The sequence below is a fragment of the Arthrobacter sp. NPDC092385 genome, assembly GCF_044755105.1.
Lineage (GTDB): Bacteria > Actinomycetota > Actinomycetes > Actinomycetales > Micrococcaceae > Arthrobacter_D.
This window is the reverse complement of the sequence record NZ_JBIVQL010000007.1, coordinates 56,322-71,811: the sequence shown is the minus strand read 5'-3', so window position 1 is coordinate 71,811 and position 15,490 is coordinate 56,322. Positions and strand designations below refer to the sequence as shown.

At 71.3% G+C, this 15,490-nt stretch carries 14 protein-coding genes; 9 read left to right on the top strand and 5 right to left on the bottom strand.

Annotated elements, in window-relative coordinates; all coding sequences use genetic code 11:
* Window positions 1-74: 74 nt before the first annotated feature.
* Entirely contained in the window at window positions 75-782 is a 708-nt protein-coding gene (locus ACIQCY_RS10695) for a DedA family protein (protein ID WP_400483873.1), read from the top strand.
* A complete protein-coding gene (locus ACIQCY_RS10690; RefSeq protein WP_400483872.1) occupies window positions 779-1,465 on the top strand; it encodes a GNAT family N-acetyltransferase in 687 nt (228 codons plus the stop codon). The genes ACIQCY_RS10695 and ACIQCY_RS10690 overlap by 4 nt, the downstream gene beginning before the upstream one ends.
* Before the next feature lie 21 nt (window positions 1,466-1,486).
* Here ACIQCY_RS10690 and ACIQCY_RS10685 read toward each other — a convergent pair whose 3' ends face one another.
* Window positions 1,487-2,125 (bottom strand): HAD family hydrolase, encoded by a 639-nt coding sequence (locus ACIQCY_RS10685; RefSeq protein ID WP_400483871.1) that lies wholly within the window; start codon window positions 2,123-2,125, stop codon window positions 1,487-1,489.
* A gap of 96 nt (window positions 2,126-2,221) precedes the next feature.
* Between ACIQCY_RS10685 and ACIQCY_RS10680 the strand changes: the two genes are divergently transcribed.
* The gene (locus tag ACIQCY_RS10680) at window positions 2,222-3,214 is read left to right on the top strand and encodes an exonuclease domain-containing protein (protein WP_400483870.1); all 993 of its coding nucleotides are present in this window, start codon (window positions 2,222-2,224) and stop codon (window positions 3,212-3,214) included.
* A 19-nt stretch (window positions 3,215-3,233) separates the two neighbouring features.
* On the opposite strand, the gene ACIQCY_RS10675 is transcribed toward ACIQCY_RS10680, so the two are convergent.
* Both ACIQCY_RS10675 and ACIQCY_RS10670 read right to left on the bottom strand, forming a co-directional pair.
* On the bottom strand, window positions 3,234-4,148 hold the full coding sequence (locus tag ACIQCY_RS10675) for an SDR family NAD(P)-dependent oxidoreductase (protein ID WP_400483869.1): 915 nt from the start codon (window positions 4,146-4,148) through the stop codon (window positions 3,234-3,236).
* Between the two features lie 3 nt (window positions 4,149-4,151).
* Window positions 4,152-5,201: an ADP-ribosylglycohydrolase family protein gene (locus ACIQCY_RS10670; protein WP_400483868.1), complete on the bottom strand. Its 1,050-nt coding sequence runs from the start codon at window positions 5,199-5,201 to the stop codon at window positions 4,152-4,154.
* Between the two features lie 138 nt (window positions 5,202-5,339).
* Between ACIQCY_RS10670 and ACIQCY_RS10665 the strand changes: the two genes are divergently transcribed.
* The 5 genes from ACIQCY_RS10665 to ACIQCY_RS10645 all read left to right on the top strand — a co-directional run bounded on the left by ACIQCY_RS10665 (window position 5,340) and on the right by ACIQCY_RS10645 (window position 12,359).
* On the top strand, window positions 5,340-6,431 hold the full coding sequence (locus tag ACIQCY_RS10665) for an aquaporin (RefSeq protein ID WP_400483867.1): 1,092 nt from the start codon (window positions 5,340-5,342) through the stop codon (window positions 6,429-6,431).
* 66 nt (window positions 6,432-6,497) lie between these two features.
* Window positions 6,498-7,661 (top strand): exonuclease SbcCD subunit D, encoded by a 1,164-nt coding sequence (locus tag ACIQCY_RS10660; protein ID WP_400483866.1) that lies wholly within the window; start codon window positions 6,498-6,500, stop codon window positions 7,659-7,661.
* Window positions 7,662-7,670: 9 nt separating this feature from the next.
* Entirely contained in the window at window positions 7,671-10,724 is a 3,054-nt protein-coding gene (locus tag ACIQCY_RS10655) for an AAA family ATPase (RefSeq protein ID WP_400483865.1), read from the top strand.
* 70 nt (window positions 10,725-10,794) lie between these two features.
* The gene (locus ACIQCY_RS10650) at window positions 10,795-12,120 is read left to right on the top strand and encodes an MFS transporter (protein ID WP_400483864.1); all 1,326 of its coding nucleotides are present in this window, start codon (window positions 10,795-10,797) and stop codon (window positions 12,118-12,120) included.
* An 86-nt stretch (window positions 12,121-12,206) separates the two neighbouring features.
* Entirely contained in the window at window positions 12,207-12,359 is a 153-nt protein-coding gene (locus ACIQCY_RS10645; RefSeq protein ID WP_400483863.1) for a hypothetical protein, read from the top strand.
* A gap of 86 nt (window positions 12,360-12,445) precedes the next feature.
* On the opposite strand, the gene ACIQCY_RS10640 is transcribed toward ACIQCY_RS10645, so the two are convergent.
* Together ACIQCY_RS10640 and ACIQCY_RS10635 are read right to left on the bottom strand one after the other, a co-directional pair.
* A complete protein-coding gene (locus tag ACIQCY_RS10640) occupies window positions 12,446-13,471 on the bottom strand; it encodes a serine/threonine-protein kinase (RefSeq protein ID WP_400483862.1) in 1,026 nt (341 codons plus the stop codon).
* 142 nt (window positions 13,472-13,613) lie between these two features.
* On the bottom strand, window positions 13,614-14,411 hold the full coding sequence (locus ACIQCY_RS10635) for an alpha/beta fold hydrolase (RefSeq protein WP_400483861.1): 798 nt from the start codon (window positions 14,409-14,411) through the stop codon (window positions 13,614-13,616).
* A gap of 245 nt (window positions 14,412-14,656) precedes the next feature.
* On the opposite strand from ACIQCY_RS10635, the gene ACIQCY_RS10630 reads away from it, so the two are divergent.
* Complete coding sequence (locus tag ACIQCY_RS10630; RefSeq protein WP_400483860.1) at window positions 14,657-15,487, top strand: NrtR DNA-binding winged helix domain-containing protein; 831 nt, start codon at window positions 14,657-14,659, stop codon at window positions 15,485-15,487.
* Window positions 15,488-15,490: the final 3 nt, after the last annotated feature.

The window sequence follows — 15,490 nt, the reverse complement described above, 5'->3', positions numbered from 1 at the left end:
CCCGCGCCTGAATCCAGCAGGACCGCAGCACCGAAGGAACCACCAGCACCACGCGCCGTCCGGCAGGACGGACCATGAGAGGGACGAATACCACCGTGAGCATCATCCAGACAGCCCAGCTCCAGGTCGCGACGGCGACCACGACGTCGGACGGCTCCGCCCTCGGCGCCGTCACGGACTGGGCGGTGAACCTCATGGAAACCATCGGGGCCCCCGGTGCCGGGCTCGCCATCGCGCTCGAGAACCTCTTCCCACCCCTGCCGAGCGAGGTGATCCTGCCGCTGGCCGGATTCACCGCCAGCCGCGGTAACTTCTCCCTGTTCGAGGCGATCCTGTGGACCACCCTCGGCTCGGTCGTCGGCGCCTACGCGCTGTACGCGCTCGGAGCCTGGCTGGGACGCGACCGCATGCGCCGCCTGGTGTCCAGGGTGCCCCTCATCGACCTCGAGGATGTCGACAAGGTGGAGGCCTGGTTCAACCGGCATGGCTACCGGGCGGTGTTCTTCGGCCGCATGATCCCGCTCTTCCGGAGCCTCGTGTCGATACCGGCCGGTATCGAACGCATGCCTCTCGGCAAGTTCCTGCTCCTGACCACGGCCGGCAGCCTCATCTGGAACTCGATCTTCGTGATGGCGGGTTTCTTCCTCGGGGAGAGCTGGCACATCGTCGAGCAGTACGCCGACACGTTCCAGAAGATCGTGATCGTCGCCGTCGTGCTGTTCGCCGCCTACTTCGTGTTCTCGAAGGTGCGCAAGCACCGCGCCGGGAAGCGGGTGCAGTGACGCGCGGTCCCGGAGACCGCGCCCCGGACCCGCTGGTCCGCGTCTGGCCGCTGTTCGGGCTCGTCCTCACCACGCCCCGCCTCGTCCTGACCCCGGTCCGGGACGAGCACCTGCCGGACCTGGTGGACGCCGTCCTGGCCGGGGTGCACGACCCCGCCGAGATGCCGTTCAGCGTCCCGTGGACGGACGCACCCCGCGACCTCCTGATCCCGGCGGCCGCGAGGCACCAGTGGCGCATCCGGGCCGGCGTCTCGGTCGAGGACTGGACCATCAATTTCGCGGTGCTCCATGAGGGGCGCGTCATCGGCGTGCAGGACCTCATGGCACGCTCCTTCCCGCTGCTGCGGCGCGTCGGCTCCGGATCCTGGCTCACGCGGTCCGTCCACGGCCGGGGATTCGGCACGGAGATGCGCGCCGCCGTGCTGCAGTTCGCGTTCGATCACCTCGGCGCCACGTCCGCCGTCTCGGAGGCGGCCGACTGGAACGCGGCGTCACTGCGCGTATCCCGGCGACTCGGCTACGTCCCCAACGGGACGGCCCTGGTGGAGGGCCGCCCGGGCGAGGTCCAGGTACAGCAGAACCTGGTGCTGGCCCGCGAGGACTTCCGCCGGCCCGAGTGGACCGCCGAGGTGCAGGGGGCCCGGGGCGCGCTCGCGTTCCTCATCACCGGATCGGCGGCCTGAGCCGGCCGGGCATCCGGTGTCCTACGCCCGCGGGAAGGGCCGCTCGGCGGCTGCGGGTGCCGAGAGCAGGCGGGAGAGGTCCGACGACGGCGCGAACAGCCGGGCGTCGATCCCCAGGGACAGGGCGGCAGCGACGTTGGCCGGGGAGTCGTCGACGAAGGTCACGAGGTCCGGTTCCACGGCGAGTTCCGTCAGCACGTGGTGGAAGATCGCCGGAGACGGCTTCACGAGCCGGAGCGACGAGCTGAAGAACAGGCGCTGGAACAGGCTGGTCCACGGCGCGTCGATGAACTGGGAGACCATGGCGGCCGGCATGTTGGAGAGCAGCGCCAGGCGCTCGCCCCGCGCGTCCAGGTCCTCGAGGACGTCGAGCGTCTCGAGGTTCGGGTGGGACCACTGGTTGTCGTCGAGGATGTCGAGCCAGCCGGATCTCACCGCGCCCACGCGCTGGCCGCAGACGAGCGACCAGTACTCGTCGGAGGTCAGTGCTCCGGCGTCGTAGGCGTGGCGGTGCTGCCAGTAGGTCGAGGTGGATGCCTGCAGGTTCGCCACACCGGTCGCTTCCGCGAGTTGCTCCCAGTCCTCGGGCGTGGGGGAGGTGGAGACCACGTTGCCGTAGTCGAAGAGGTACCACCGGCGGGAGCTGTCGTTGCGGGCCATGCTTCAGCGTATGGCCAACTCCGGCGCACGCGCGGCTGTCCGTCGGTTAACGCTGCGTGAACGGGGGGTGGGGAAGCGGGCGGTAAACTGGTACACGTGGGAATCGCGTTCACGGCCATCGACTTCGAGACGGCGAACGGCTTCCGCGGCTCCCCGTGCGCCGTCGGCCTGACGAAGGTCAGGGACGGCCGGGTCGTGGAAGAGGCGTCCTGGCTGATGCGCCCGCCCGTAGGGCACGACCACTTCGACTCCCGCAACATCGCGATCCACGGCATCACCTCCGGCATGGTCGAGGATGCCCCCCGCTTCGGTGACCTGTTCCCGGAGATCGGCGGCTTCATCGGCTCCGACGTCCTGGTCGCCCACAATGCGGCCTTCGACCTCGGCGTCATCCGGTCGGCGCTCGAAGTCTCCGCCCTCCCGGGCCCCGCCTGGGACTACGCCTGCACCGTGGTGCTCTCACGCAGGAGCTACTCGCTTCCGTCCTACTCCCTGCCGTTCGTCGCGGAGGCAGCGGGCGTGCCGCTCCTCAACCACCACGACGCCGTCGAGGACGCGCGCGCGTGCGCCGGCATCATGATCGACATCGCCCGCCGGTACGGCGCCCCGACCGTCGAGGACGTCCTCGGGCACCACAACCTCCCGCTGTCCCGTGCCGAGCCGTACGCACCGGGCGTCGACGAGCTGTCGAAGGCGACGCGCACGGCACTCGAACGCGGATCCTCGCCGTCGGGTTGGTCGGGCTGGCCCGAGGAGGGCGAGAACCCGCATGCGAACGCGCAGGCCGACCCGCGGCACCCGCTCTACGGGCAGACCGTCGTCTTCACCGGGAACCTCGGTATCCCGCGTCCGCAGGCCAAGGAACGGGCGGCACGCCTGGGAGCGCAACCGGCCAGTTCCGTCACGCGCAGGACAACGGTCCTCGTGGTCGGTGACGGCTTCGTCGCCTCGGACCTGCGCAACGGCCGCGTGACGGGCAAGGCACGGCGCGTCCTGGAACTGCACGAGCGGGGCCAGGCGATCGAGGTGCTCTCGGAGGCCGAGTTCCTGCAGATGACCGGCGGCCGGTGGCCCGCGGAGAGCCAGTAGCCCGCTCGCGGACCTCCGCTCAGAAGCGCAGGTCCACCCCGGTGAGGTGGGCCGACAGGTCGATGAGCCTCGAGGCCGCATTGCTCTCCCGTGCACGGGGTTCCGCCGGCACGAGCGCGGGGCGTCCCGTGAGCTGGAACCAGCCGTCGGGCCCGCAGTAGGACCCGTTCGGGATGTCGGTGTCGATCGTGGCGCGCACGAGCGGCCAGGCCCCTTCATGCTTCCCCTGGGCGACCGGCTGCATGATCCCCCGCTGCCATCCTGCCGCTTCCCGGCGCGCCTCGACGCCCGGCCGGTCCGGCGTGAACATCCCCAGGGCGAGGCCCGGGTGGGCGACGACGCTCGTCGCCGGGCTGCGCGTCAGGTCCAGGCGCCGCGCGAGCTCGAAGCCGAAGGACATGACGGCCAGCTTGGACGTCGCGTAGGCGCTCGCGCTGCGGTACGTCGACGGCTGGAGCGACGACGGCGTCAGTCGCGCCCATCGGTGGCTGATGCTCCCGAGGTGGACGATCCTCGTCGCGGCGGCCGACAGCGCCGGAAGGAGGAGGGCTATCAGCGCGTAGTGGCCGAGGTGGTTCGTGCCGAACTGCAGTTCGAAGCCGTCCGCCGTCGTGCGCCTGAGCGGTGAGCCCACGACGCCGGCGTTCGCCAGCAGGCCGCCCAGCGGGGGGCCCGCGGCGATGGTCGCGGCGGCCGCCCTCACCGAGGAGAGATCGGCCAGGTCGAGGGGCTGGAAGGTGACGACGGCATCCGGATGCACGCTGCGGATGGCGCTGATGGCGCGCTCCGCCCTGTCCCTGCTGCGCGATGCCATGACCACGTCCGCTCCGGCTCCGGCGAGCTGCTCGCAGGCGAAGTAGCCGAGGCCCGCATTACCGCCCGTCACGAGGACGCGCCGGCCGGCAAGCGGGGGAAGCGCGGCCGGATCCCACATGGGTCAGGAGCCCGTCGTCGCGGAGAGCAGCGTCCGTGCCATGGTGCGGACGACGTGGGGCACCCCCGAGGCGCTGAGGTAGGCCGACGGGACGGCAGCCGTGCCGTGGAGCGCACCGATGATGGCGCCGGCCACGGAGGAGGCGACCACCGGTGAGGCATCGGGCCTGCCCGCTCCTGCTGCGTGGGCCAGAGCCGCTGCCAGCTGGTCCCGGGGTGACGACGCCCCGGCGCCGGCCTCGAGGACGGCCTGCAGTGCGGCTTCGAACGTTCCCGCCGCCGTCCTGCCGGCGGCGGCCGATCCTCCGCCGTGCGAGGCGACTGCCGCCTCACCGGCCGACAGTGCCGCGGCGCCGTCGTGCCCTGCGCCGTCGGCCAGGTGGTGTTCTTCCCCCCGGGCGGCGCTGACGGCCTCGTCGAGGCTGACGCCCTCGATGGCGAGTGACCTGATGACGTTGCTGAAAAGGGCAGCGGTGCTCCGGGCGGCGGCGGTCCCGTGGGTGAGCGCCGCGGCCTCGATCGTCAGGCGCTCGACCATGCTCGCGGGGATGCGCGGCACGAGCCCGAACGGAGCGGAGCGCATCAGCGCGCCCGGCCCCTCTGCACGCGGATTCAGCGGCCTGGCCTGCGTCCCCATCTCGCCCGTGAGGAGGGCACGTACGGTGTCGGCGTCGGGATCGTGGACGGGCAGCAGGTCCTCCTGCCGGTCGAGCCACCGCGCGGGCGCTGCGGGCGCGTTGGGCGGCAGGTGTTCACCCTGGCGGCCGAGCCAGCGGAGGTAGGAGAGCCACAGGCAGGCGGTCTCGTCCGCGGCGACCCCGTCATTGGCCCATTCCAGAGCCTCGATCAGGCCGTCGACCGTGTACAGGGTCAGGTGGGTGGCGTCCGAGACGGCGAGGGACGCAGGGTCGGCGAGCGCGGCGGACGGATCATCGCCGGCGGCCCGCAGCAGGCCGTGGGCGTCCCCCGCCATCGTGCCGAGCAGGCAACCCAGGACGCGGTCCTCGTAGCCGGGGTTCGCGGGGGAGGGTGCGGGAGTACTGTCAGTGGTCACCCGTCCAGTCTAGGGAGGCCCGGGACCCCGGAGCTCCTGGTCCTCCCAGCCGCCGTGCAGACTAGGATGGAAGGCTTGTCGGCGGCCCGGACAAGCACCGGGCGGTCTCCCGAGGCACCATCGAAGGATTGCGCAATCATGACCCACCCCACGACACCGGCCGGAGCGACGGCAGAACCCGCGCTCGACGGCACCAGGCTCGACGGCACCAGGCTCGACGGCACCAGGCACGACGGCACCAGGCACGACGGACTGCAGGCCCCCGGGTTCGTGGCGCGCTCGATCGTCGAGGCGGTCGGCACGTTCCTCGTCATCCTGGCCGGCCTCGGTGCGACCATGCTGGCCACGGAGACCTCGCTCCAGCCCATGCTGGTCTTCGGCTTCGCCGTCGTCGCCGCGATGATCGCCTTCGGCCACGTGTCCGGCGGCCACTTCAACCCCGCCATCACCATCGGGTGCGCGGTCGCGGGCCGGACGGACTGGAGGTCGGTCGCTCCGTACGTCCTAGCCCAGGTGCTCGGAGCGGTCGCTGCGTCGGGGCTGATCTGGCTCGTGCTCAGCGCCAACTCCCAGCTCACCAACATCGGCGACTTCTTCAGCTCGGCATCGAACGGCTTCGGCGAGCACTCGGCGGCACAGTTCCCCCTGACCAGCGCGTTCCTGCTGGAGGTCGTCGCCACCGCGCTCCTCGTGGCGGTCTTCCTGGGCGCGGGTTCGCAGCGCGCCCGGCGCGACCTCGCACCCTTCGCCGTCGGCCTCACCTATGCCGGGCTGCTCTCCTTCCTCCTGCCGGTTACCAACGGCGGCATGAACCCGGTCCGCGCGGCCGCTTCGGCGATCTTCGCCGATTCGTGGGCACTGGGTCAGCTGTGGCTGTTCTGGGTCGCACCCATCGTCGGCGCACTGATCGCGGGACTGGTCTTCCGCAGCGTCGATTCCCCGGCGCCGGCCCGCCGCAGGGACGCGCCGCTGGACGCTGTGCAGGCTCCCGCCGGTGCCGGTGCCGGTGCCGGTGCCGGTGCCGGTGCCGCTGCCGCTGCGGCCGAACCGCAGCACGGCTCGCCCGTCGATGACAGCCCGACGGCGGCCGACTCCAGCGGCTTCCGCGACACGGCGTCCGGTGATGCCGCATCCTTCTTCGACGAACCCGCCCGCGACGGGCGCGTTCGCGAAGCGCGCGGGACGACGTCCGGCGACGACGCCCCCGGCGCCTCCGGACCGGTCCGCTAGCGCCATCTCGGGCCCCGCCGCGCGCTGAACACTCGAATGTCGGCGCGCGGCGGTAGCGTGAAAATCATGAGGATCCTCCACACATCCGACTGGCACCTGGGGCGGTCGTTCCACGGCACCGGGACCATCGACGCCCAGCGGATCTTCGTCGACAACCTCGAGAAGACCGTGCGCGAGGAGGCTGTCGACGTCGTCCTGGTGGCCGGTGACGTCTACGACCGCGCCCTGCCCGCCGTCGATGTCGTCGCGCTGTTCGACGAGGCCCTGGAACGGCTGACCGTCGCCGGTGCGCAGGTGGTCATCAGCAGCGGCAACCATGATTCGGCCACGAGGCTCGGCTTCGGCGGTCGCATCCTGGCCCGCGGCGGCGTCCATCTGCGAACGCGCATGGAGGACATCGCTGTGCCGGTGACCTGGCCGTTGGGACCCGCTGCCGAACTGGCGGTCTACGGCATCCCCTATCTCGAGCCCCGCGTGGTCGCGGACGGCCTCAAGGCCGATGCGGCCACGCACACCGCGGTGACCGGCGCAGCGCTCGACCGCGTCCGCGAGGACCTGGTGCTCCGGCGGGCCGAGCGGCGTGTCGTGTCGATCGTCCTGGCCCACACGTTCGCCGCGGGCGGCGCGTCCTCCGACAGTGAGCGCGACCTCGCCATCGGTGGTCTCGGTGCCGTGCCGCTCTCGCTCTTCGACGGCTTCGACTACGCCGCGCTCGGCCACCTGCACGGCAGGCAGAAGCTCTCGGAGACGGTGCGCTACTCGGGCTCACCGCTCGCGTACTCCTTCTCGGAGGTCGACCAGAACAAGGGAGCCTGGCTCCTGGACGTGACGCCGGACGGGGTGCGCGAGGTCCGCGCCGTCGAATGGCCGGCCGCTCGCGAGCTTGCCGTCCTCAGCGGCACGCTCGACGACCTCCTGGGACGCGAGGACCTGCAGTGGGCCGAGGAAGCCTACTGCCACATCACCCTCACCGACCGTGAGCGGCCCGCCCGCGCCATGGAGCGCCTGAGGACACGTTTCGCGGACACCCTCGTGCTGGCCTTCGCGCCCGAGGGAGGGCAGCGGGACGACGCCCGTACCTACAGCCAGCGCATCGCGGAGGCGCGCGACGACGCCGACATCTGCTGCGGCTTCCTGGAACACGTCCGGGGCAGGAAGGCCTCACCCGAGGAGCAGGCCCTCGTCCGGTCGACCGTCGACGCCGCACTGAGCCTCGCCCACGAACGCTAGGAACGTCCCATGAGACTGCACCAGCTCGAGATCCAGGCCTTCGGGCCCTTCGCCGACCGGCAGAGCGTGGACTTCGACGCGCTCTCGAGCCAGGGGCTGTTCCTCCTCAACGGTCCCACCGGCGCCGGCAAGTCGAGTGTGCTCGACGCCGTGTGCTTCGCGCTCTACGGCTCGGTGCCCGGAGCCCGCCACTCCGCCAAGAGGCTGCGCAGCGACCACGCGGCCGAGTCCGTCGCTCCCGAGGTCTCCCTCGAGTTCTCCATCGCCGACCGCCGTTTCCAGGTGGTGCGGTCACCCGCCTGGGAACGCCCGGCGCGGAGGGGCGGCGGAACGACCACGGAGCAGGCACGCACCCTGCTCAGCGAGCGGATCGGATTCGACTGGGTCCAGAAGTCGGCGCGCAACGACGAGGCGGGGCTGGAGCTGCAGTCCCTGCTCGGCATGGACAAGGAACAGTTCACCAAGGTGGTGATGCTGCCGCAGGGCGAGTTCGCGGCCTTCCTCCGGGCCGACGCCAAGCCGCGGCGCGAACTGCTGCAGAGGCTCTTCTCGACCACCCGCTTCGAGGACCTCGAGGGGTTGTTCGCGGAGGCGAGCCAGCAGATCGCCCGGAAGCTGGCCGAGCAGGAGGGGAAGCAGCGGAACCTCCTGCTGCGGGCCGTCGATGAAGCCGAACGCCACGGCCTGGCCGTAGTGGCCGCCGGTGCCGACCAGGGCTCCTCCGAGGACCTCGCGGCATCGATGCGGGATCTGGCCGCAGCCCTCGCCGAGCGCCGGGATGCTGCCGCCCTCGAGAGCACGGAGCTGGCGGAGCAGAGCGCACTCGCCGACGGCGCACTGACGCTGCTGCGACGACAGCGCGCCCGCTCCGAAGCCCTCGCCACGCTTCGGTCCCAGCGCGAGCATCATGAGGGGCGCGCGCAGGAGATCGAGGGCCTCGAGGAGCTGACGCGCCGTCACGACCAGGCCCAGGCACTGACCGCCCTGCTACGGCTCGATGACGAAGGCACGGAAGCACTCGGACGGGCTCGCACGCTGCACGGAGACGCCCTGCTGCGCCTCCGGCAGAATGCGACGGCCGCCGAGTACCTGGATGAGGACGACCTGTCCGGGGACGAGGTGCCACGCGGCCTGCTGACCGACGGTTGCGCGGCGTCCTCCTCCGCACTGGGGGTCCTCCGCGCGGCGCTGCCGGATGAGCAGCGGCTGCTGGACGTGCGGTCCGAACTGCAGTCCCTGGCCGGGAGGACCCGGCAGCTCGACGCCCGTATCGGCGACGCGGAGGAGGCGATCGGCCGCCTTCAGCGCGAGCGCACGGTTGATGCCGAAAGCGTCGTCCACCTGCGCCGGGCCGCCGACGGACTGACCCACCTCCGAGCCGATCTCGCCGCGGCCGTGCGGGCGGAGGAGACGGTCGAGCAGTACCTCGCCGCCGCCGGCCGCCGCGATGCGGCCGAGACCGAGCACGGGGCAGCGTCGGAGCGGTTCCTGCAGTTGAAGGAGGAGTGGCTCGCCAAGCTGCAGCTACGGCTCGAGCAGGCCGCCGAGGAACTCGCCGAGCAGTTGCAGGACGGGCAGCCGTGCCCGGTGTGCGGCAGCCCCGAGCACCCGGCCCCGGTGACCTCCCCAGGAGGGGACCGCATCACCCTCGACGAGGAACAGTCCGCACGCCGCCTGCAGGCGGACGCCGAAGCGACGCTCCACGATGCCCGTGAAGTGCGGGACCGGGCACGCCTGGAGGTGGCGGAACTCGCAGCCCGCGGCGGCGACGCCGAGCCAGGGGACGCGGCGGCGCTGACGCGTACCGCCCGCCTCAGGCTGCAGGACGCCGAGGCCGCCCACGCCGAGTGTGCCGCCCTCGAGGAACGGATGCGCCGCGCGGCGGAGGAGGAGGAGAGGACCGGTGCGGTACGCGATGCCCTGCGGGATGAACGCGCCGCGGCACAGTCGCGGCGGTCGTCGCTGCTCGACCAGGAGGAGACCCTCGCGCAGCGGCTCAGTGGCCTGCAGGGCAGCTCGTCCTCGCTGGCGGCCCGTATCGACCAGGTCCAGGCGGCCTTCGACGACCTCGAGGCCGTTCGGGAATCACTCGACGCCCTAGGAAGCGCTGCGGCCCGCCGGGAGGACAACCGCCGGCGGCTCGAGGAAGCGCTCCTCGGCACGCCCTTCAGCACGGGGGACGGAGCCCGCGCGGCACTGCTGCCGGACGACCGTCACGCCCGCGCGGTGCAGGCGATCAGGGACCACGAGGTCCGCGGACACCACCTGGACGCCGCATGGGACGACGACGGCATCCGCGAGGCCCTGCGCGAGGAACGCGACGGCGTCACACCCCCTACCGAGGAGGACGAACGGCACGCCGGTGCTGCCGCCGACGACCTCCGGGCGCGAGCACATCGGGCCGGCATCGGTGCGGAGGTGCTCGGGCACTCCGTCGCGCAACTGGACAGCTACGCCGCGCAGCTCGCCGACCTCGAACGCGACATCGCACCGCTGCGCGAAGAAGCGCACCGGGTCTCGGCCGTCGCCGACACAGCGCGCGGCGGCGGGGAGAACCTCTACAAGATGTCCCTCGCGACCTACGTGCTGGCGTCGCGGCTCGAACAGGTCGCAGCCGCCGCCACCGAGCGCCTGCTGCAGATGTCCGACGGCCGGTACCAGCTGGTCCACAGCGATGCCACGTCCGGGAACAAGAGGTCGGGTCTCGGCCTCAACGTGATCGACGGCTGGACGGGCAACAGGCGGGACACCTCGACCCTCTCCGGCGGCGAGTCCTTCATGGCATCGCTCGCACTGGCCCTCGGACTGGCCGACGTGGTGCAGCAGGAAGCGGGAGGCCTGGATATCGAGACCCTCTTCGTCGACGAGGGGTTCGGGTCCCTGGACGACCAGGCGCTGGAACAGGTCATGGACGCCCTGGAAGGGCTGAGGAGCGGTGGCCGGGTCGTGGGCCTGGTGAGCCACGTGCCCGAACTCAAACAGCGGGTGGCGGCGCAACTGCAGGTCCTGAAGGGCAGGCAGGGCTCCATCCTGCGCTATGTGGAGCAACCGGCCGGCGTGTAAACTTGTCGGGTTACCGGGTCGGGCGCATCGGGAGGGGGGACGATGCGCGTTTGATGCACCCGGAAAGCGCATGTACACAATCCCTTCACCGGCTTCGCCGGACTCCTTCCCCCCTGCGGGCTCGTCCTCCACTCCGGCCCCCGACCGCCCCCGGCGGTCCCGCCTCGGCAGGTTCGGTGTCCTCCCGCAGCTCGCGGGCACCTCGTTCCTCGTCCTGGGCCTCTTCGCGAGGCTTCCGCTCGCGATGCTCACCGTCGGAGCCCTGACGCTCGTCACGACTGCGAGCGGCTCCTACGCGGCAGGTGGTTTCGCTGCAGGCGCCGTCGGTATCGGCTCCGCGCTCGGTGCCCCGCTCCTCGGCTTCCTCGCGGACAAGCGTGGGCAGCGGATCGTCCTGCTGGCGTCGGCGGTCCTGAACACCGTGGCCATTGCCGCGCTGCTGGTGGTGACGCTGACCAGCAGTGGCTTCAGCGGTAACGCCCTGTCGCTCGTCCTCGCAACCTCCTTCGCCATGGGCTTCACCTGCCCGCAGATCGGTCCGCTCGCCAGGGTCCGGTGGATGGCGATGACGCGCCGCACCCCCCGGTCGGATCTCGACACGGCGCTCTCCTACGAAGGGACAGCGGACGAGCTCACGTTCGTCCTCGGTCCCGCCCTCGTGGGGCTGCTCGCGAGCCTCATCGCTCCGTGGCTTCCGCTCGCCCTGGCTGCGGCCCTCACCATCACGCTCGTCAGTGCCTTCGCGGTGCACCGGACCGTCGCGTTCAGCGATGACGCACCGGCTGCCGGCACCGCCGGGAGTGGGGAAGGCGCGGAGACCGCGGCGCCTCGGGACTACCGGCCCGCGCTCGTCCTGCTTCCCGTGGCGGGCATGATCGCCATCGGCACGTTCTTCGGCTCCACACAGACGTTCCTCACGGCGTTCGCCGGGGACTTCGGCGTGGCCGAGTCCTCCGGGCTGCTGTACGCGGTGATGGGACTGAGCTCGGCATTCGCCGCCCTGTCCGTGGCCTACTGGTCGCAGCGATTCGGCCACACCGGCCGGTGGATGGCATCGGCGGCGGGCATGGCGGGAGCTGCCGCGGCATTGGCCCTCCCGCACTCCATCCCCGCCATGCTGGCCGTGCTGTTCGTCCTCGGGGTCTTCGTCGGCCCGACCATGGTCACCATCTTCTCCATCGGCTCCGCCGTCGCCCCGGGTCACAGGCTGGGCACCGTCATGACGCTGCTCGCGAGCGGCATCGTCGCCGGGACCGCGATCGGCTCGGCCCTCGCCGGAACCCTCGCGGAAGCCGCCGGGGCGGCCGGGGCCGCCGTCGTCCCGGCGTCGGCGGCGGGGGTCCTGCTCGTCCTCGGGGCCGCGTCCGCCGTCGCGCTGCGGCCGCCCCGTCCCTGATCCTTGCTCCGGACAATGATCAGCCTGCTGTCAATTGCCTCGGGCCGAGCATAGGATCAAAGGACATCCGAGACACAGGAGGAAGCATGAGTACCGAAGGCACCGGGCAGAACGACACGGACGACACGGACGGCATCGGCCCGGAGGGAACGATCCCCGTGAGCGACGACGGCGTGGCGGCCGGATCCACCGACGAGGCGAGCAACTTCGAACCCGAAGAGGACGACGGCGGCTCCTAGGAGCGTCGCGGGCCCTACGACACTTGCGGACCACGCCGGCGAGCTGTCTCAGCAGCTCGCCGGCGTGCTTCAGCTGCTGATGGAACTCAGCTGATGCTCGGGGCGCGGGTCGGCGGGTCGGGGATGTGGATGTTGCCCGTGAAGACGCCACCGGTGACGACATCCGTCTCCTGGGCCGCCACCGAAGCCGGCGCCCCCAAAACCGGCGCCCCCAAAACCGGCGTCGCAGAAACCGGCAGCGCAGAAACCGCCACCGAGGCGCCGGCGGTGGGTCGATGGCCACCGAAATGCTCGTCGGTGTCGTTCCGCAGGTGCAGGGCGACATCATGCGCGTACGGCCTGTCGGCCGGATTCCTCGACGTCATCCGGCGCAGGAGGTCGCTCCAGTCGGGGCCGAGCGAATCAGGCACCTCGGGGTCGCGCAGCAACCTCGCCAGCGCGGCCTCGACCACCGGGCCGGGGAAGGCCTTGACGCCGGTCAGGCACTCGAGGAGCACGAGCCCGAGGGAGTAGATGTCGCTGCGCTCGTCCAGCGGGTCGCCCTTGGCCTGCTCGGGGCTCAGGTAGTTCGCAGTACCGATCGTCGCACCGATGGCCGTGGCCATCGTGGCTTCCACCATCCGGGCGATACCGAAGTCGGTCAGCTTCGCGTACAGGCGTGTGGCGTTGTCCCCGCTGTGGAACATCAGGATGTTGGCCGGCTTGACGTCCCGGTGCACCACTCCCTCGGAGTGGATGTAGGCCAGCGCGTCCGCCAGGTCCGCGCCGAGCTGGGCGACGTCCTCGGCGGGAAGTGCGCCGCGCTTGAGGAGGTGCCGGAGGTCCTCGCCGTCCACGAGTTCCATGACCAGGAACCCCGTGGTGCGGCCCTCGTCGTCCTCGTGGATGCCGGCGTCGTGGAGCGTCACCAGACCCGGGTGGTTCAGGGTGGAGAGCAGCATCGTCTCCGTGTGCTGGCGTCGGTAGTTGTCGTCGTCCGCCGTCGTGGGATTGAAGATCTTGATGGCGACATCGCGACCGAGATTCCTGTCCACGGCGCGGTACACCGAAGCAGCTCCGCCGACGCCGAGCAGGTCGGTGGTCTGGTACCGGTCAGCAAGGAGCACATCCATGGGTGTCCTCCCGCTACAGGTTGTGGGTATCGATCATCGCCGAGCCTCACCATAAGGCTGCTGATCAGTTTCAGTATAACGCGGGTGCACCGCCTGAATGGCGCTGCCACGCACGCGTCGGCGGACATTCGCGCAGGAGTCCTCAGCCGAGGAACGCGACGGCCGCATCCTTGAAGGCCCTGGCGGTGATGGCATTCGCATGGTTCCTGCCCGGCAGCGTCGCGATCCTCGCCTGCGGAGCCCAGTCGCCGAGGTCCTCGATGCCGCCGCTGTACTCGTCCTGGTCGCCCGAGACCAGGAGGAGGGGCATCCTCGGCACGGCGCCTCGTGGGTCGAACGGCTCCGTCTTGATCGCGGAGACCATCGCCAGGAGCGACGGGAGGTCGTTGTGGGGGCCCGCCTGCGCCATGCGCAGGAGGTCGGCGGTGGCCGGATCCTGCGGCGGGGCGCCGCCGGCGAGGAAGCGCTCGGCTCCCTCGAGGTCGAAGGCGGCGAGCGGATCTCCCGTGCCGGGTCCGCCGAGCACCATCCTGCGGACGATCTCCGGCTGCGTGGCGCCGAACTCCCACGCCAGGCGCGAGCCGAGGGAGTAGCCGATGATGTCTACGCCGGAGGTCCGGTCGTCCTCGCGGAGGGGCAGCACCCTCTCATCGAACAGGGCCTGCAAGATGTCCGCCCGCATGCGGCTCGGGGCATAGGCGGCGGCGTCATCCGGCGCGGCGCTGTCCCCGTGCGCGGGCAGGTCGACCATGATCACGCTGCGCCCGGCGTCCCCCAGGAAGCGCACCCAGCCGGTGTCGATCCAGTTCTGCCGGGACGAGGAACCGAAGCCGTGCAGAAGCAGGATCGGCGGCAGGGGGCGCGGATCGGCGGCATCGCTGCGCGTGATGGACAGGTGGGGGTCGACGCCTTCGACGGCGTGTACGGCGTGGTGGTCCATGCCCCCATGGTAAGGGCGGCAGAGATATGTGCACCGTTGAACACATCCCCGCCGCGCGGCCCTCGGGCCGACGACTGTGACTTTAGACACTTTCCGCCCGCGGGGCAACCCGGGGGTCCGGTCGGCCCGCAATGAGACGTCGACCGCAGTCCGAACATGCCGGACGTCCTGACAGCGCACGCCGAATGAGTTATAGTCATTCTGACCCTAACAAGGGGAATGATGCGGGAGGCGAAAGGGCCGTCATGCACAGCTCGGCCAACGTCTCGGAGCGGCAGGCACAGGCGCCCTCCCTCGCCATCTCCACCGTCATCTTCGCGCTCCGCACCGACCCCGGGTCGGGGCGGTCCGAGATCTGGCTCCCGCTGGTCCGGCGTATCCGGCAGCCGCACCTCGGGCGCTGGGCGCTGCCGGGAGGGCCGCTGGGTGGCCAGGAGTCCCTGCAGGACGCCGCAGCGCGGAACCTGAGGGAGACGACGGACCTCGAGCCCACCTACCTCGAGCAGCTGTACGCCTTCGGTGGCCTCGACCGGTCCGCCACCCAGCGCCTCGTCTCGATCGTGTACTGGGCACTCGTCCGGCCGGACCAGGCCGACCTGGCCCGGGAGTCCGAGAACGTGCGGTGGTTCCGTGCCGCCGATGCGGCAGGCCTCGCCTTCGACCACGACGAGATCGTGGCCTACGCCCTCCAGCGACTCCGCGGCAAGATCGAGTACGGCTCGGTCGCCTACCACTTCCTGGGCGAGCGCTTCACGCTCGCGCAGCTCCGGGGCGTGTACGAGGCGGTGCTCGGCAGGCACCTCGATCCGGCGAACTTCCGGCGCCAGCTCCGGTCCGCGAAGGATATCGCCGCGACGGACGAGGTGCTGCAGGGCGGGCGCAACCGCCCGCCGCGCCTCTACCGGTACACCGGGACACCCGCGGAAGCATCGACGTCGGACGCCGGCTCGGCGAGCGGTCCACCCGCCGAACCCGCAGCCCGCGCACCCGCCGAACCCGCAGCTGCCGAACCAGCCGCCGAACCCGCAGCCCGCGCACCCGCAGCCCGCGCACCGGCGGCCCGAGAACCGGCCTGATCC